Annotated in this window: 16 protein-coding genes; 14 read left to right on the top strand and 2 right to left on the bottom strand. The window is 66.8% G+C overall.

The genetic code is table 11. The annotated features are described in order from the left end of the window. Positions 1 to 153 precede the first annotated feature (153 nt). From thrS to AB0M74_RS04845, 10 genes are all read left to right on the top strand, one after another. Positions 154 to 2,214 (top strand): threonine--tRNA ligase, encoded by a 2,061-nt coding sequence (gene thrS / locus AB0M74_RS04890; RefSeq protein WP_364901686.1) that lies wholly within the window; start codon positions 154 to 156, stop codon positions 2,212 to 2,214. Beyond that, complete coding sequence (locus AB0M74_RS04885; RefSeq protein ID WP_364901684.1) at positions 2,211 to 2,798, top strand: HIT domain-containing protein; 588 nt, start codon at positions 2,211 to 2,213, stop codon at positions 2,796 to 2,798. Before thrS ends, AB0M74_RS04885 begins: the two co-directional genes overlap by 4 nt. After that, entirely contained in the window at positions 2,799 to 3,473 is a 675-nt protein-coding gene (gene pgsA, locus AB0M74_RS04880) for a phosphatidylinositol phosphate synthase (RefSeq protein WP_364901682.1), read from the top strand. It begins immediately after the preceding gene. Between the two features lie 61 nt (positions 3,474 to 3,534). After that, a complete protein-coding gene (locus tag AB0M74_RS04875; protein WP_364901680.1) occupies positions 3,535 to 4,488 on the top strand; it encodes a phosphatidylinositol mannoside acyltransferase in 954 nt (317 codons plus the stop codon). Continuing rightward, a complete protein-coding gene (locus AB0M74_RS04870; protein WP_364901678.1) occupies positions 4,485 to 5,609 on the top strand; it encodes a glycosyltransferase family 4 protein in 1,125 nt (374 codons plus the stop codon). Before AB0M74_RS04875 ends, AB0M74_RS04870 begins: the two co-directional genes overlap by 4 nt. Further along, positions 5,609 to 6,652 (top strand): NUDIX domain-containing protein, encoded by a 1,044-nt coding sequence (locus AB0M74_RS04865; protein WP_364901954.1) that lies wholly within the window; start codon positions 5,609 to 5,611, stop codon positions 6,650 to 6,652. The genes AB0M74_RS04870 and AB0M74_RS04865 overlap by 1 nt, the downstream gene beginning before the upstream one ends. 491 nt (positions 6,653 to 7,143) lie before the next feature. Beyond that, positions 7,144 to 8,064 (top strand): pyridoxal 5'-phosphate synthase lyase subunit PdxS, encoded by a 921-nt coding sequence (gene pdxS, locus AB0M74_RS04860; RefSeq protein WP_328403282.1) that lies wholly within the window; start codon positions 7,144 to 7,146, stop codon positions 8,062 to 8,064. Between the two features lie 132 nt (positions 8,065 to 8,196). Beyond that, positions 8,197 to 9,108: a LysR substrate-binding domain-containing protein gene (locus AB0M74_RS04855; RefSeq protein ID WP_364901676.1), complete on the top strand. Its 912-nt coding sequence runs from the start codon at positions 8,197 to 8,199 to the stop codon at positions 9,106 to 9,108. A 159-nt stretch (positions 9,109 to 9,267) separates the two neighbouring features. Then, positions 9,268 to 9,759: a hypothetical protein gene (locus AB0M74_RS04850; RefSeq protein WP_364901674.1), complete on the top strand. Its 492-nt coding sequence runs from the start codon at positions 9,268 to 9,270 to the stop codon at positions 9,757 to 9,759. 123 nt (positions 9,760 to 9,882) lie between these two features. After that, entirely contained in the window at positions 9,883 to 10,617 is a 735-nt protein-coding gene (locus AB0M74_RS04845; RefSeq protein ID WP_364901672.1) for an SDR family oxidoreductase, read from the top strand. 435 nt (positions 10,618 to 11,052) lie between these two features. Here AB0M74_RS04845 and AB0M74_RS04840 read toward each other — a convergent pair whose 3' ends face one another. Then, entirely contained in the window at positions 11,053 to 11,673 is a 621-nt protein-coding gene (locus AB0M74_RS04840) for a hypothetical protein (RefSeq protein WP_364901670.1), read from the bottom strand. 153 nt (positions 11,674 to 11,826) lie between these two features. On the opposite strand from AB0M74_RS04840, the gene AB0M74_RS04835 reads away from it, so the two are divergent. The 3 genes from AB0M74_RS04835 (at position 11,827) to AB0M74_RS04825 (ending at position 14,831) form a co-directional block, all read left to right on the top strand. Next, the gene (locus tag AB0M74_RS04835) at positions 11,827 to 12,648 is read left to right on the top strand and encodes an acyl-CoA thioesterase II (protein ID WP_364901668.1); all 822 of its coding nucleotides are present in this window, start codon (positions 11,827 to 11,829) and stop codon (positions 12,646 to 12,648) included. Between the two features lie 663 nt (positions 12,649 to 13,311). After that, the gene (pdxT, locus tag AB0M74_RS04830) at positions 13,312 to 13,914 is read left to right on the top strand and encodes a pyridoxal 5'-phosphate synthase glutaminase subunit PdxT (RefSeq protein ID WP_364901952.1); all 603 of its coding nucleotides are present in this window, start codon (positions 13,312 to 13,314) and stop codon (positions 13,912 to 13,914) included. A gap of 161 nt (positions 13,915 to 14,075) precedes the next feature. After that, the gene (locus AB0M74_RS04825; RefSeq protein ID WP_364901666.1) at positions 14,076 to 14,831 is read left to right on the top strand and encodes a YebC/PmpR family DNA-binding transcriptional regulator; all 756 of its coding nucleotides are present in this window, start codon (positions 14,076 to 14,078) and stop codon (positions 14,829 to 14,831) included. Between the two features lie 249 nt (positions 14,832 to 15,080). Here the strand turns inward: AB0M74_RS04825 and AB0M74_RS04820 are convergent, their stop codons facing one another. After that, positions 15,081 to 16,076 (bottom strand): NADP-dependent oxidoreductase, encoded by a 996-nt coding sequence (locus AB0M74_RS04820; protein ID WP_364901664.1) that lies wholly within the window; start codon positions 16,074 to 16,076, stop codon positions 15,081 to 15,083. Positions 16,077 to 16,104: 28 nt separating this feature from the next. Here AB0M74_RS04820 and AB0M74_RS04815 point away from each other — a divergent pair, with 28 nt between their 5' ends. Then, positions 16,105 to 17,100, top strand: a complete 996-nt coding sequence (locus AB0M74_RS04815; protein ID WP_364901662.1) for a helix-turn-helix domain-containing protein — start codon at positions 16,105 to 16,107, stop codon at positions 17,098 to 17,100. Positions 17,101 to 17,182 lie beyond the last annotated feature (82 nt).

Here is a 17,182-nt window from a genome sequence, read left to right as displayed (position 1 = left end):
TCGGCCCGCAATGCGAGTATTGACGCGCCCAACGACCGGCGGAAGACGTCGAGAGTCGGGCTAGCTAGCATGGTCGCGCCGGAGCAAATTTGTGTCCGGCCGATGAAGCGCGGGAACAAGCCCGCCCACCAAAACGCCAAGGAGTCCGCTGCCGTGACCACCTCAGCCCCTATCAGTCCTGTCGCCCTCGTCCGGGTGCCGGCCGGGACGACGGCGGGCGCCGCGGTGCGCGAAGCGGGCCTGCCGACCAAGGGTCCCGACACGATCGTCGTCGTCCGTGACGCCGAGGGCCTCAAGGATCTGTCCTGGATTCCGGACACCGACGTCGAGGTGGAGCCGGTCGCTGCCGATACCGAGGACGGCCGCAACGTCATCCGGCATTCCGCCGCGCACGTGCTCGCGCAGGCGGTGCAGCAGGAATTCCCCGGCGCCAAGCTCGGTATCGGCCCCTTCATCAAGGACGGCTTCTACTACGACTTCCAGGTCGACAAGCCGTTCACCCCCGAGGATCTGGCCAAGCTGGAATCCAGGATGAAGAAGATCGTAAAAGGCGCGCAACGCTTTTCACGTCGCGTGGTCGAGATCGATGAGGCGCGCGTCGAGCTGGCCGAGGAGCCGTTCAAACTCGAGCTGATCAGCGACAAATCGGGCATCGACGATCCGGAGGTCATGGAAGTCGGCGGCAAAGAGCTGACCATCTACGACAACCTCGATCCGCGCACCGGCGAGAAAGTGTGGGGCGATCTGTGCCGCGGCCCGCACATCCCGACCACCAAGTTCATCCCCGCGTTCAAGCTGACCCGCAGTTCCGCTGCTTATTGGCGCGGCGATCAGAGCCGCGAGGACCTGCAGCGCATCTACGGCACCGCATGGGAGTCGCAGGAAGCCCTCGACGAGCACATGCACCTGCTCGCCGAGGCGGAGCGCCGTGACCACCGCAAGCTCGGTCTGGAGCTGGACCTGTTCAGCTTCCCCGACGAACTCGGCTCCGGCCTGCCGGTGTTCCACCCCAAGGGCGGCATCATCCGCAAGGAGCTCGAGGAATACTCGCGCCGTCGTCACGTGGCCGCGGGCTACGAATTCGTCAACACCCCGCACATCACCAAGGGCCATCTGTTCGAGGTCTCCGGACACCTCGACTGGTACCGCGACGGCATGTTCCCGGCCATGCATCTGGACGCCGAGTACAACGAAGACGGCACCGTCCGCAAGCCCGGCCAGGACTACTACGTCAAGCCGATGAACTGCCCGATGCACAACCTGATCTTCCGAGCCCGCGGCCGCTCGTACCGCGAACTGCCGCTGCGGCTGTTCGAATTCGGTTCGGTGTACCGCTACGAGAAGTCCGGTGTCGTGCACGGCCTCACCAGGGTCCGCGGCATGACCCAGGACGATGCGCACATCTACTGCACCAAAGAGCAGATGCACGCCGAGCTGACCGACACCCTGCGATTCGTGCTGGACCTGTTGAAGGACTACGGCCTCGACGACTTCTACCTGGAGCTCTCGACCAAGGATCCGAAGAAGTTCGTCGGCTCCGAAGAGATCTGGGAAGAGGCGACCGAAACCCTGTCCAAGGTGGCCTCGGCCTCCGGGCTGGATCTGGTGCCCGATCCCGGCGGCGCCGCCTTCTACGGGCCCAAGATCTCGGTGCAGGCCAAGGACGCGCTCGGGCGCACCTGGCAGATGTCGACCATCCAGCTCGACTTCAACCTGCCGGAGCGGTTCAACCTCGAATACACCGCCTCGGATGGGACCAAGCAGCGGCCGGTGATGATCCACCGCGCGTTGTTCGGCTCGATCGAGCGCTTCTTCGGTGTCCTCACCGAGCATTACGCAGGCGCTTTCCCAGCCTGGCTGTCGCCGGTGCAGGTTGTCGGTATCCCGGTGGCGGAAGCCTTTGCGCCGCACCTGGATCGAGTGATCGAGCAACTACAGGACGCCGGTATCCGTGCACAAGTCGACCGCAGCGATGACCGCATGCAGAAGAAGATCTTCAACAACACCGCGCAGAAGATTCCATTCATGCTGCTGGCGGGCGAGCGCGATGTGACCGCGGGCGCGGTGAGCTTCCGATTCCGCGACGGCACCCAGGTCAACGGGGTGCCGGTCGCCGACGCGGTGGCCACCATCGTGGCGTGGATCGCCAACCGGGAGAACGCTTCACCGACTGCCGAGGGCTTCGAGGTACTGACGGAGAAGGAACCGGCATGAGCGAGCGTACGGTGCCGGATGGACTCGCCGAACCGACCGAGCAGGGGAGCATCGTGGACACCGGGGCCGGCGAGCCGGACCGGTTGCAGCGGATTTGGACGCCGTATCGGATGTCCTACATCGCGGAGGCGGCCGCGACGACCCCCAAAGACGCTACCGGACATCCGTTTACCGATATCCCGAAGATGTCGGACGAGGACGGCCTTGTCATCGCACGCGGTGAAGTGGTCTACGCGGTGCTCAATCTGTATCCGTACAACCCCGGGCACATGATGGTGGTGCCCTACCGCAAGGTGGCCGACCTCGAGGACCTCACGTCCGCGGAGAGCGCCGAACTCATGGCGTTCACCCAGCAGGCGATCCGCGTGATGAAGCAGGTATCGCGGCCCCACGGTTTCAATGTCGGCCTGAATCTCGGTGGCGTGGCGGGCGGTTCGCTTGCCGACCATCTGCACTTGCACATCGTGCCGCGCTGGGGTGGTGACGCCAATTTCATCACCATTGTCGGCGGGGTGAAGGTGATGCCCCAGTTGCTGCGCGATACCTGGGCCCTGCTCGCCGAAGCGTGGAAAGAGGTCGAGTAAGTGCTGAGCTTCTTCGGCCGCGAGACGTTCTCCAAAGCGACCGCGCCGCTGGGTAAGGCGCTTGTGAAGACCGGGCTCACGCCCGACGCGGTGACCGTGATCGGCACGGTCGCCTCGATCGCGGCCGCGGTCACCCTGTTCCCGAGCGGACATCTGTTCTGGGGAACCATGGTGATCTGGCTGTTCGTCATGTTCGACATGCTCGACGGCGCCATGGCTCGTGCGCGCGGCGGCGGCACGAGATACGGTGCGGTACTGGACGCCACGTGCGATCGGGTGGCCGACGGTGCGATCTTCGCCGGCCTGGCCTGGTGGGCGGTGTACCACGAGAACAGTAAGCCGCTGTTCGTGGTGACGCTGGTGGTGCTGGTGACCTCGCAGGTGATCTCGTATGCGAAGGCGCGCGCCGAGGCGAGCGGGCTTTCCGCGGACGGCGGGCTCATCGAGCGGCCGGATCGGCTGATCATCGTGCTGGTCGGTGCCGGACTCACCGGTATCGGCGGTTACTGGGGCATCGAATGGCTGACCTGGGCCGTGCACGTGGCGATGTGGATTCTCGCGGTGCTCAGCATCGTGACCGTGTTCCAGCGAATCTTGGCGGTGCGCAACTCGCCGGGCGCACGGGACGTGATCCCGCCCGTCAGTCCCGCCGCGGAATCCCAGGAACCTGCATGATCGACCGCAGCACGACGTTCGGTCGCACCATCGCAGGTCTCGGAGCAGTACAGGGGTGGTCGTGACTATCGGGGAACGGATCGGCGCCGCGGGGTATGCGGCGGGGTGGCGGCTGGTGCGCGCACTGCCGGATTCGACCGCGCGCAGGTTGTTCGATTGGGGCGCCGACCGGGCGACGCGCAACGGCGGTCCGGACCAGTTGCGGCGTAACCTCGCCCGGGTCACGGCCGTCGCACCCGAGCAGGTGCCCGACGAGCTGCTCAGGTCGAGCATGCGCTCCTACGCCAGATACTGGCGCGAGGCCTTCCGGCTGCCGTCGATGGACCATGCGGCGCTCGGTGCGCAGCTGACCGTGGACGGGGTGCAGCACCTGGAAGCGGCACTGGCGCTGGGGCGCGGCGCGGTACTGGTGCTGCCGCATTCGGGGAACTGGGACATGGCGGGGGTCTGGCTGGTGCAGAACCACGGTGGTCTGGCGACTGTCGCGGAACGGCTGAAGCCGGAATCGTTGTTCGAGCGCTTTGTCGCCTATCGGGAAAGCCTCGGCTTCGAGGTGTTCGCGCTGACCGGTGGCCAGCAGCCGCCGTTCGTCGAATTGGCGGCGCGGCTGCGCGAGAACAAAGCGGTCTGCCTGATGGGTGAGCGCGACCTTACCGGCCGTGGTGTCCCGGTGACCTTCTTCGGGGAGACCACCTGGATGCCTGCCGGCGCGGCGAAACTGGCCATCCAGACCGGTGCGGCGTTGATCCCGGTGCACCTATGGTTCACCGTCGATGCCGACGGCCGCGAAGGATGGGGCATGAAAACTGAAGCTCCATTGGATGTTTCGGGCGGTGTTGCGGCGGCGACGCAGGCATTGGCCGATCGGTTCGCGGCGAATATCGCCGAGCATCCCGCCGACTGGCACATGTTGCAGCCACAATGGGAGAACGACCTTTCGCCGGTGCGGCGCGCCAGGATTGCCGCTGCGCAGGCCGCGCTCGAAGACAACGGCAGGGGAGACGACACACCATGAAAATCGGCATGGTCTGCCCCTATTCGTTCGACGTTCCCGGCGGGGTGCAGGCGCATGTCGTGGAACTGGCGCGGGTGTTCATCGAACGTGGCCACAAAGTGAGCGTGCTCGCGCCCGCCTCGGAAGACACACCGCTGCCCGACTTCGTGGTCTCGGCCGGTCGCGCGGTCGCGATTCCGTACAACGGGTCGGTGGCGCGACTGTCCTTCGGCCCCATGGCCTACACCAGGATTCGCCGCTGGATCGACGGCAACGACTTCGACGTACTCCACATCCACGAGCCCAATGCGCCGAGCCTGTCGATGCTCGCGCTGAAGATCGCCGAGGGCCCGATCGTCGCCACCTTCCACACCTCGACGACGAAATCGCTGGTACTCAGCACTTTTCAGGGCGTGCTCCGGCCGTATCACGAGAAGATCAGTGGTCGGATCGCGGTCTCCGAATTGGCGCGCCGCTGGCAGGTCGAGGCGCTCGGGTCCGACGCGGTGGAAATCCCGAACGGCGTCGACGTGCCTGCTTTCGCGCGGGCGCCGATGCTGCCCGGCTATCCGCGGACGGGCGGAACGGTGCTGTTCCTCGGCCGCTACGACGAGCCACGTAAGGGGATGGAGGTACTGCTCGGCGCGTTGCCCTCGCTAGTCGGCAAGCATCCTGACCTGCAGATTCTCATTGTCGGACGCGGCGACGAGGAGCGGCTGCGCCGCGAGGCAGGCCCGCTGGCCGAGCATTTGCGTTTTCTCGGTCAGGTCTCCGATGACGAGAAGGCCTCGGCGATGCGCAGCGCGGATGTGTACTGCGCGCCCAATCTCGGCGGCGAGAGCTTCGGGATCATCCTGATCGAGGCGATGGCCGCTGGAACTGCTGTGGTGGCAAGCGAATTGGATGCCTTCCGCCGGGTGCTGCGCGACGGATCCGCGGGCGTGCTCGTGCCGGTGGGTGATTCGGCTCGGCTCGCCGCCACGATCGATGGATTGCTCACCGACGATGCCCGCCGGAATGCGCTGGTGCAGAGCGCGACCCAGATTGTCGGCGAGTACGACTGGCCGGTGGTCGCCGAACAGATCTTGCGGGTCTACGAGACCGTGACCGTCGGCGACGTCCGAGTGCGGGCTGCCGGATGATCACTTTCTCCGCGACAACGGTCCTCGTACTCGCGCTGATAGCGGCGGTGATTTTCGCGATCGGCATCTGGGCCTACTCGACGGCCAACCGGCTCGACCGGTTGCACGTGCGTTCCGACCAGTCGTGGCATGCGCTGGATTCGGCGCTGGCCCGGCGGGCGGTGGTCGCCAGGTCGGTCGCGATCGCGATCGCGGGTCCGATGTCGGACCCGGCGTCGGCCGATCGAGCCAAGCTCCTGTCGATGCTGGCCGATCGGGCGGAACGAGCAAGCCGATCCGACCGTGAAACCGTCGAAAACCAGCTCTCGGCGGCCCTATCCGCGATCGACATCGCCCAGCTGCGTCCGCAGCAGGTGGCCGAACTCGCCGATGCCGAAGCCCGGGTGCTGATCGCCCGCCGGTTCCACAACGACGCGGTCCGTGACACTCTCGCCCTGCGCACCCGGCGACCGGTCCGCATCCTGCACCTGGGCGGCACCGCGCCGCTGCCGACCTATTTCGAGATCACCGAGCGAGCCACCCCTGCCGCGTCGACCGGACTCGATGTGGACACCATTCGCACATCGGCGCGGGTGGTGTTGCTCGATGACGACGATCGCGTGCTGTTGATGCGCGGTCACGACCCCGAGACGCCGGACATTTCGTTCTGGTTCACCGTCGGCGGCGGTGTCGACCCGGGGGAGACCTTGCGTGCCGCGGCGATCCGCGAACTGTGGGAGGAGACCGGTCATCGTGCCGATCCGGACAGCCTGCGCGGGCCGATTTGGCGACGCGTGGCGGTGTTTCCGTTCGACGGCGACCTGATTCGCGCCGAAGAGCTGTTCTTCGCACTCCGGGTGCACCGCTTCGAACCGCGGCCGGGCAACCTGACAGCGGTGGAGCGTCGCAGCATCACCGCCAACAAGTGGTGCACCGCCGCGGATATCGTCGCGCTGGACCAGTCCGGCGAAACGGTGTACCCGTACCACCTGGACCAACTGATGTCGGAGGCCGCGAAAGTCGTTTCGACAGGCACCGATCCCGAGGTCCGTTCGATTCGCTAACGGCCGGTTACGCCGCGGCCGCGGTGCGCCGCCGAACCCATTGTCCTGTGATGTATTTCACGATCGTGATAGCGTCGTGACTGGATCAGCGCGGCCGGGGTAGTGCTTATCGGGAGGCACTCGGAAATCAGGTGCCGCGATCCCACCGAGGTGGGATAAACCATTGGCGCGTGGAGGTAAGTAGTAGATGTCCTACCTGTTGTTCGATTTCCTCTTGCCGTTGATCGGCCCCACCGCCGCGGAGTATTGGGCGCAGTTGCTGGTGGTCAACCCGATCTGATCGCAAGCTCGGAATTCGCCGGGTCGACGAAACTTCTCGTCGGCCCGGCGAATCCGTTTCCGCACTCCTGAAGTATCGGTCCAGTCCAGCCGCTTCGAGGTGAGACATCCTGGTCGCGGGCAAGGCCAGTGGTGCTCAACTGGCTATCTAGTGGCCTGATGGGCCCGCCTAGAATCAGTGGCGTTCCATCCATGCGACCCGATTGGCGCACATGACCCAGGAGTTTGCCGTGACCACGCCCGAGACCACCAACACCATCGGCACCGCCCGCGTGAAGCGCGGGATGGCCGAGATGCTCAAGGGCGGGGTGATCATGGACGTCGTTACCCCCGAGCAGGCCAAGATCGCCGAGGACGCCGGTGCGGTCGCGGTCATGGCGCTCGAGCGCGTTCCGGCCGACATCCGCGCCCAGGGCGGTGTGTCCCGCATGAGCGATCCGGACATGATCGACGGCATCATCTCCGCCGTCTCGATCCCGGTGATGGCCAAGGCCCGCATCGGCCACTTCGTGGAGGCGCAGATCCTGCAGAGCCTCGGAGTCGACTACATCGACGAGTCCGAGGTGCTGACCCCCGCCGACTACGCCAACCACATCGACAAGTGGAACTTCACCGTGCCGTTCGTCTGTGGCGCCACCAACCTGGGTGAGGCGCTGCGCCGGATTACCGAGGGCGCCGCCATGATTCGTTCGAAGGGTGAGGCGGGCACCGGTGACGTCTCGAACGCCACCACCCACATGCGCAAGATTCGCGGTGAACTCCGCAGGCTGTCCTCGCTTCCCGAGGACGAGCTGTTCGTCGCGGCCAAGGAGTTGCAGGCCCCCTACGAGCTGGTCCGTGAGGTCGCCCAGACCGGCAAGTTGCCCGTCGTGCTGTTCACCGCGGGCGGCATCGCCACTCCTGCCGACGCCGCCATGATGATGCAGCTCGGCGCCGAGGGCGTCTTCGTCGGCTCCGGCATCTTCAAATCCGGCAACCCGGCCGAGCGCGCGGCCGCCATCGTGAAGGCCACCACCTTCTACGACGACCCCGACGTGCTGGCGAAGGTCTCGCGCGGCCTCGGCGAGGCCATGGTCGGCATCAATGTCGAGGAGCTGCCGGTCGACCACCGGCTCGCCGAGCGCGGTTGGTGACTTCCGCTCAGCGCGGGCTCACGATTTTCCACCACGAGCGGGGACTCCACCGGAGTTCCCGCTCGTGTGCGTCGCCGGCAGCCCTGTGCGCCTGTGACGGTGACCTGCTTTCCGGCTCGTCGGGTCGGGCGATTGCCCAGTAACGTCTGGGTGGTGGAGTTGCGGCAACTGCGGTACTTCGTGGTGTTGGCGGAGGAGTTGCATTTTCGGCGGGCCGCGGAGCGATTGTTCATTTCGACGCCGACTTTGAGTCAGCAGATCCGAGTGTTGGAGCGGGAGATGGGTGGGCCGTTGCTCACCAGGGAGCCGCGGGTCGAGTTGACGCCCGCCGGTGCGGTGTTGTTCCGGACCGGCAAGGACGTGTTGGGCTCGGTGGACGAGGCGATCCGGGAAACCAGGCGCGCGTCGAGCGCCGGCGCGTCGATTCTGCGGTTCGGGCTGTTGAACGGGGTGCCGCCGTGGATTCCGGCGCGCATCGAGGAGCTGCTCGGCGCCCGACTGCCGGGCGCCCGGCTGGTGCTTACCGGTGGCACCACCGCCGAGCAGGTCCGGCTGCTCGACGCGGACGAGGTCGACCTCGCGCTCGTCCGCGCACCGGTGATCTTGCCGGACCGTTTCGACCAGGAACCGGTGGCGCGCGAGGAACTCGGTGTCCTGATGTCGGCGGCACACCCGCTTGCCGGCGCCGAGGAGATCGAGCCGTTGGACCTCACCGGCCAGGAGCTGATTCTTTTCGCACGCGATTGCGCCACCGGCCTCCACGACGCGCTGTTGCGTGCGCTCCGTGAGCACGGCGCCGAGGTCCGCCTCAGTGACAGCGCTATGGGCCATGCGCAGATGCTGGCCGTGCTCCCGCTGCGTCCGGATGTCGTCGGCTTGAGTTCGGCACGGCACGCCGACCTTCCCGGCCTCGCGTGGCGTCGGATATGTGGCGCACCGCTGACGGTCACGTACGCGGCCGCATGGCGTTCGGCCAGCAGGAACCCGGCGGTGCGGATGCTGGTCGACGCGCTGTCCCGGCGGCCGTTCACCGGCTGGGACTGAGGCGCGTACGGACCCTTCGATGGACCACATCATTGTCTTATCGCCGCCACAGAGTTGTTGGCTAGCTTAGGGATTCGATGCCCGTCTGCCCTCCGCGGGCGTTCGTGCCGCATCAGTGTCAGGGTGACACGCGACCCATCGAACGCAAAGGACGAGCAGTTGAAGCTACGTAGGACCGGACAGATCACTATCGGCGCCGTGGCGATCGCGGCACTGCTGAGCCTGACCGCATGTGGCAGCGATGATCCGAAGGATCCGCCGAAGACGACCCGCACGTCGACCTCCGTGGCAGCGAGCTCGAATCTTCCGCCGATCCCCAGCGCCGCCGACCTGAACACGGCGTTGACGCAGGCGCTTGATCCCTCGTTACCGAATGCCGACAAGCTCGAACTGGTGCAGGGTGCGCAGGCCGACCCTGAACTGCCCGGCCGCTTGGCCGAGGCCGCCAGGACCGCGAACGCGCAGATCGTGGTCACCGACGTGACCGCTTTCGGTGACAGTGTGAACGCCAAGGCGAAGTTCATCATCAACGGCCAGGAGAACATTGTCGACGTTCCTTTTGTTGCGGAGGACGGCAAATGGAAGGTGCAGAAGACGTGGGCATGCACCATGCTGACGAACTTCGGCCAGCAGTCGTCGGCCTGCGGCTAGTCGCGCTCGAATGACCGGCCGCGGCCGTGATCGCCCGCCGCGGCCTGCGGTGTTAGTTCCGATCTAACGCGAATTCGAGAGCGTGACATGGACACTCGGTGCTGACGATGGTCGGGTGGAGTCATGACACAAACCACGACAATCCCCGAACGCGTCGTCATCGTCGGCGGCAGCTCCGGCATGGGACTCGCGCTGGCGGCCGTGCTGATCGGCCGGGGTGCGGACGTCACCATCGCGGGCCGATCGGCGGCCCGGCTCGCCGACGCCGAACGCACGCTGTCCGAAGGGCCCGGCACTGTGCGTTCGGTGGTCACCGACATCACCCGCGAGCGCGATCTCGAGCGATTGTTCACCGAGGCCGGTCCGGTCGACCACGTGGTGACCACCGCAGCGGACGCCAACGGCGCGTACCAGCCCATTGGTTCTTTCGACGCCGAGATCGGCCGAAACTTCGTGGCAGCCAAGGTGATCGGCCCTACTCTCGTCGCCAAGCACGCCCGCATCGCGCCCGGCGGCTCCCTGACCTTCACCTCCGGCGTCGCCGCCTACCGCCCGGCCCCCGGCGCCTCCATCGTCGCGGCCGTCAACGGCGCTCTGGCCTCCCTCGCCTACGCACTCGCTGTCGAAATGGGCCCCATCCGCGTCAACGTCGTCTCACCGGGCTGGGTGGACACCCCCCTCTGGGACACCATCGCGGGCCCCGCCAAAACCGAACGCCACCAGCAAATGGCCGCCCGCCTCCCCGTCGGCCGAATCGGCCACCCCGACGACATTGCCCAAGCAATGCTCACCCTTATGCACAACCCCTTCATCACCGGCACCGTCCTGCACATAGACGGCGGCCACCGCCTCACCTAACTCGCGGTCGAGTGGCACATCGTTATGGTGAAAGACCGCGAACGCTCTGCACCATGTGTCACTCGCGAGCGCGGTGCGAGCTACCCGGCCTCGTGTTTCGCATCGAGCCCGGCTCGTTCACTGCGGGGCAGCCATTTCGCCACATCCCACTGCCGCGCAACGCGGAGCTATCGACGCCGGCGGGCGGTCGCGCCACTGGCCGCCGTCCAGCGAGGAATTCGGCTGGGGGACAGGCTACAAGCTGCTACCCGGTTCCGGCCGGCTGCGCCGCAGATGCCTTCGCCATGTGCCACTCGCGCAGTTATCGGCTGGGTTCCGGTCGGCGCAGCCTCGGCCGCGGCGCAGTCCGCCGGCGAGCAGGAGCGGGCTACGGCATAGCGCGCGGAAGTTCGCCACGATGTCCCATTCCTGCCGTGATCGCTGTGGTGCGGTGGCTCATCGGGGTGGTTCGGTGCGGACGGCCGGGCGGTGGGGGTGGTCCCAGCGGATGAAGAGGGTTGGGGGGTCGGGGTTTTCGTGATGGTGGTGGAGTAAGGCGGGGATGGTCCATTGGTGCTCGGGCGGGGTGTTGCGGCGCAGGGCCGGTTCGGACATATCGAGGCGGAGGGTCAGGTCGAAAGGGAGGGTGCGGCCCAGGAGCATCGGGCCCGCGATGAGGACGACGGTGTCGGGGGCTGCGGGGCGGATGGCTGCGCGGGCCGAGCGGTCGGTGTTTTCGTTCCAGAGTGCGGGCAGCCAGCGTGCGGTGTCGTGCAGGGCGTCGACGACCTCGCGGCGGAGGGCTGTGTAGTCGAACCATGCTGTGCGATAAGATAATTCGTCGTCACGGCCGTACTCCATGCGCAGCGATGCCGGGCGGACGTAATCGTGTAGGGCGACTACGGCGGCGGCGCGGCCGGTGGTGCGCAGGGCGGCGGCAACGAGGTCCGCGAGCGGGACCGGTTCGGCGGCGTCGGCTCCGTCGACCGCGATGACCAGGCGGCCGGGCAGTTCGAGGATGCGGTGGGTCACCAGCTCGACAAGGCCATGTCGGGTGATCGATGCGAACTGGGGCACCCGTCAATCACAACAAACCCCGAGCCGGCGGTCGCGGTCGACCGACCGATGGGTCGCCGCCCCTGGGGTCACGCAGGAGCGACCGATCGCCTCGGCAGGAGTGACCGACCGGCCGGGCGGGAACGGTAGCCGGCGCCGGGTTAATGTCAGCTCATGGCGACAATCGAAGAGGCGCTGGAAATCGAGCGGCTCGAGCGGGACATCTTCCGTGGTGCTTCCACGAAGACCCAGCTCCCGCGCACGTTCGGCGGCCAGGTTGCCGGCCAGGCATTGGTGGCGGCGGTACGCACGGTGGAGCCGCGGTATCAGGTCCATTCGTTGCACGGGTACTTCCTGCGGCCGGGCAATCCGGATCAGCCGACGGTGTACCTGGTCGAGCGGATTCGTGACGGCCGGTCGTTCTGCACCCGCCGGGTTACCGGCGTCCAGGATGGCGCGGCGATATTCACGATGTCGGCGTCGTTCCACGTCGGCGACGAAGGCCCGGAGCACCAGGACGAGATGCTCGCCGTGCAGCCGCCCGACGACCTGCCGGATGCCAGCATCACCATGAGCCCGGAGCGGCTGTGGGCGATGCGGGAGTGGGAGCACTGGGATATCCGCACGGTGCCGCAGGACGGCGTGGCCCGCCGTGACGGTGTGGTGTCTCAGCAGCAGGTGTGGTTCCGCTACCGGCATCCGTTGCCCGACGATCCGCTGTTCCACGTCTGCACGCTGGCCTATATGAGCGATATGACGTTGCTCGGCTCCTCCAAGGTCATCCACCCCGACGAAGAGACCCAGAACGCGTCGCTCGATCACGCGATGTGGTTCCTGCGCCCGTTCCGCGCCGACGATTGGCTGCTCTACGACCAGTCTTCACCGTCGGCGGGTTTCGGCCGCGCGCTGACCGGCGGCAAGATCTTCAACCGCGAGGGCCAACTGGTCGCCGCGGTCGTACAGGAAGGTTTGATCCGCACCTTGCGCGAGCACTGACCGACCTTGCTCGGGCACCACCACCCGGCCTGAACTCGATCAGGCGCACACCACTTCGACGCGCAGGTGGCAGACCCCGGTGTCGGTCATTCGGCACAGTTCCCGTTCGAGCTGGACGCTGCGATGGCTGGGGTAGCGCTCGTTCCCAGCCCATCCGCGGATCGATCTCGGCGATCACCACCACCTTGCGCCGTCCGGTGAAGTGCTGCCGGACGTACTCCGAGGATCACCTCGGCGCGTTGCGCGCGAACGACTTTCGGTGCCGCGAAATTGGGGACCGCTTTCGCGAACGATGCCACGCCGGTCGGCGCCGCACAGCCGCTGGAGAATGCCTCGAGCAGCAAAGAACTCCGACCGCGTGCAGATCCGAAACGCGACGGTGCCGGTGGTGACCTCGGCGGGCTCCGTACGCAGCGGGCCACCGACGACAACCCGCCACGATGCCGCCGACGAGACGACGGCGGGGGCGGCGCTCGAATCTCCGCGCCGCTCTGGCGCCCGGCGCGGCAAAACAGCAATCACACTGCGGGTGTCGACCTGATCCGGGTCGTGCAAACCCGCGTTGACGGCCACCGTGAGCAGGGCCACACTGCGGCGGCTCGTAAGCTCTCGGTCGTGAACGCATCCTCGGTAGCCTCGCAGGCCGCAGGCGCGCAGCAGGCCCTGTCCCGGCCGACCATCGGCGTGCTCGCGCTGCAGGGTGACGTGCGCGAACATATCGCGGCGCTTGCGCTGTGCGGTGCGGAACCCGTTCTGGTGCGCCGCGAATCCGAGCTCGCCGCCGTCGACGCGTTGGTGCTGCCCGGCGGCGAGTCGACCGCTATCAGCAAGCTGCTCGAAGTGTTCGAACTGCTGGAGCCGCTGCGGGCTCGGCTGCGTGCGGGCATGCCCGCCTTCGGTTCCTGCGCGGGGATGATTCTGCTCGCCTCCGAGGTACTCGACACCCGCCCCGACGCCCAGCATCTGTCGGGCATTGATATGACGGTGCGCCGCAACGCTTTCGGTCGTCAGGTCGACTCGTTCGAGACCGATCTGGACTTCGCTGGTCTCGACGACGGCCCGATCCGCGCGGTGTTCATCCGGGCGCCGTGGGTGGAGCGCGCGGGCGAGGGTGTCGAGGTGCTTGCCACGGTGCCGAGCGGTCCGTTTGCCGGACGTATCGTCGCGGCGCGGCAGGGAAAGGTTCTCGCGACGTCGTTTCACCCCGAGGTCACCGGCGACCTGCGGGTGCATCGGATGTTCGTGGACCTGGTGCGCGAGGCGTAGCCACAGCTCGAACAGGGCTCGCGCGCGGCGCGAATCCCGCCGCGAAGTGAGCCTGGATAAGGCGCGGTGACAGGCCGAGTAGGCTGGGGGAGTTGTCTACCCGGCCGGAACGGGTACCGTGCGCACAATCAGACGTGCAGTCGACCTGGAGGAAGTAGGGAATGAGCGGCCACTCCAAATGGGCCACCACCAAGCACAAGAAGGCTGGGATCGATGCGAAGCGTGGCAAGCTCTTCGCCAAGCTGATCAAGAACATCGAGGTGGCGGCCCGCACAGGTGGCAGTGACCCGGCCGGTAATCCGACGCTTTTCGACGCCATTCAGAAGGCGAAGAAGTCGTCTGTGCCCAACGACAACATCGAGCGCGCCCGTAAGCGCGGCGGCGGCGAAGAAGCCGGCGGCGCCGACTGGCAGACGATCATGTACGAGGGTTACGGACCCAACGGTGTCGCGGTGCTGATCGAGTGCCTCACCGACAACCGCAACCGCGCCGCGGGCGAGGTGCGCGTCGCGATGACCCGCAACGGCGGCAATATGGCCGACCCGGGTTCGGTCTCGTACCTGTTCCACCGCAAGGGTGTCGTGACGCTGGAGAAGAACGGCCTGTCCGAGGACGACGTCCTCATGGCTGTGCTCGACGCGGGCGCCGAGGAGGTCAACGACCTCGGTGACACCTTCGAGATCATCAGCGACCCGTCCGACCTGATCGCTGTGCGCTCCGCGCTGCAATCCGCGGGAATCGATTACGACTCCGCCGAATCGGGCTTCCAGCCGTCGGTGTCGGTCGCGGTCGACGCGGATGGTGCCCGCAAGGTGTTCAAGCTTGTCGACGCGCTCGAAGACAGTGACGACGTGCAGAACGTCTATACCAACGTCGACCTGTCCGACGAGGTTCTCGCGGAACTCGACGACGAGTAGTCCGTTTTCGCAGTGCTGCACGGCAGGCAGTAGTCGCCGTACTCGGGGCGGTCCGCACATGAGCGGGCCGCCCCGAGGCGTGGGCTGGTCTTCGCTCGCCGGGCCGGGGATGTAGTCGCCGACATGCACGTCGTGTACGCGATTTCTGCCCGCCGATCCTCCGACCGGGTGCTCGCACGGCCGGTAGGGCAAGAACACGCGCCCTCTCGGTTACGCATTCGGAGATGACTATGCCTGCGGTCTGGTGGGCTAGGACACCGTCAGCACCAATTTGCCGACGGTGCGGCCGGTGTCGCCGAGTGCGTGTGCCTCGGCGGCGTCTGCCAGCGGGAAAGTTCCGGCGATTGTCGGGCGCAGCGCGCCGGTTTCGGCGAGTTGTGCGAGTGCGGACATGCCGGCGTGGTCGTCTTCGACCAGCATGCGGACCGCGCGTACGCCCAACTTGTCGGCCTCGGCCGCCAAATCGGTAGGGCCGAAGGCCCGCAAGGAGATCAGCAGGCCACCGGGGCGCAGGGTGTGTAGGGAGCGGAGGCTGTTTTCGTCGTCGATCGAGTCGAGCACTACGTCCACGGCGCGGGCCGCCGCGGCGAAATCTGTTGTCCGGTAATCGATGGCCTCGTCGACACCGAGGGTGCGCAGGAATTCGTGATTGGCCGCGCTCGCGGTACCGATCACGTATGCGCCACGGGCCTTGGCGATTTGGACGGCGAAGTGTCCGACGCCGCCCGCCGCGGCATGGATCAGGACGCGCTGTCCTGCGGTGAGGCCCGCGGTATCGACAAGCGCCTGCCAGGCGGTGAGTGCTGCGAGCGGGATCGCGGCGGCTCGAATGTGGTCCAGCGCGGCCGGCTTCCGTGCGAAGGCGCGTGCCGGTCCGGTCGTGTACTCGGCGAGTGCGCCGTGACCGTACGGGTAGGGGAGCATGCCGAAGACCTCATCGCCCGGCGCGAAGAGCGTTACGCCGATGCCGGTGGCGACCACGTCGCCGGACACGTCCCAGCCGAGTACGAACGGCGGCTCCGCGAGGAACAGGCCGGGCACTGCGCGGTGCCGCCAGTCGGTGGGATTGAGTCCCGCCGCACGCACGCGAACCAGAATCTCGCCGGGCCCGGGCACCGGACGTGGCAGTTGCGCCTCGATGAGAACCTCGGGCCCGCCGAGAACATGCTGATTGATCGCACGCATTGTCTTGTCTTCGCTCATGTACTCGACAATGCCCGCCGCGAGCAATCGAGAAAATGGCACGTTTGCCATAATTCGATATGATCGTGCCATGGTGGCGGATGCTGCGGTGGGTGATTGTTCGGTCCGGCACCGTGTGGTCGTGTTGGCGCTCGACGGTGTGTATCCCTTCGAGCTGGGAATTCCGAGCAGGGTGTTCGGTAGCGCGCCGGACCGGTACGAGGTCATGACCTGCTCGATCGATGGGAGGCCGGTGGCGACCCGCGCCGATTTCGCGATTGCCGTCGAACTCGACAGCAGTGCGCTGGCCACCGCGGACACCGTGGTCATTCCGGCGTGCGACATCGCGATGACCCTCGGTGGCGAGCTGCCGCCCACCGTGTCGGACGCGCTCGCGCGGATTCGACCGGGGGTCAGAATCGTGTCCATCTGCACCGGTGCGTTCGTCGCCGCGGCTGCCGGGTTATTGGACGGCAGGCCCGCCACGACGCATTGGAATCAAGCCGACCTGTTCCGCCGCACCTTTCCGAAGGTGCATCTCGACCCGGACGTGTTGTACGTCGACGACGGCGACATCCTCACCTCGGCGGGCGCGGCGGCCGGCATCGACATCTGCCTGCACCTGGTGCGCCGTGATCACGGCAGCGACGTCGCCAACCGGGTGGCCCGCCGCTGTGTCATCCCGCCCTGGCGTGACGGCGGCCAGGCCCAATACATCGAACAGCCGGTGCCGCCATCGACCTCCACCGGCACCGCGGCCGCCCGCCATTGGGCGCTGGAAAACCTCGGATTGCCCTTGACCATGGACGATCTCGCCGCCCACGCCCGGATGAGCAAGCGCACCTTCGCGCGCCGCTTCCGCGACGAAGTCGGCATGAGCCCCGGACGCTGGCTCATCCAGCAGCGTATTTTCCGCGCCAGGGACCTCTTGGAATCCACCGACCTCTCGATCGACCGGATCGCAGGTGAAGTCGGCTTTGCCACCGGCGGTTCCCTCCGCCAACACCTCCACGAAGCAATCGGCGTCTCCCCCCGCATCTACCGCCGCACCTTCCGCCCCGACCCCACCCGAGAAGTCGCCGGGTAACACCCGCCCTGCAACATATGCCCGCACTGCCGAAGCGCGCACTGTGAGCGGCATATCGGGGGAACAGTTGCCTCGATCATGC

The organism is Nocardia sp. NPDC051463 (assembly GCF_040681975.1).
Lineage (GTDB): Bacteria > Actinomycetota > Actinomycetes > Mycobacteriales > Mycobacteriaceae > Nocardia.
Note: the sequence above shows the minus strand (reverse complement) of the source record. Positions and strands in the feature narration are given on the sequence as shown.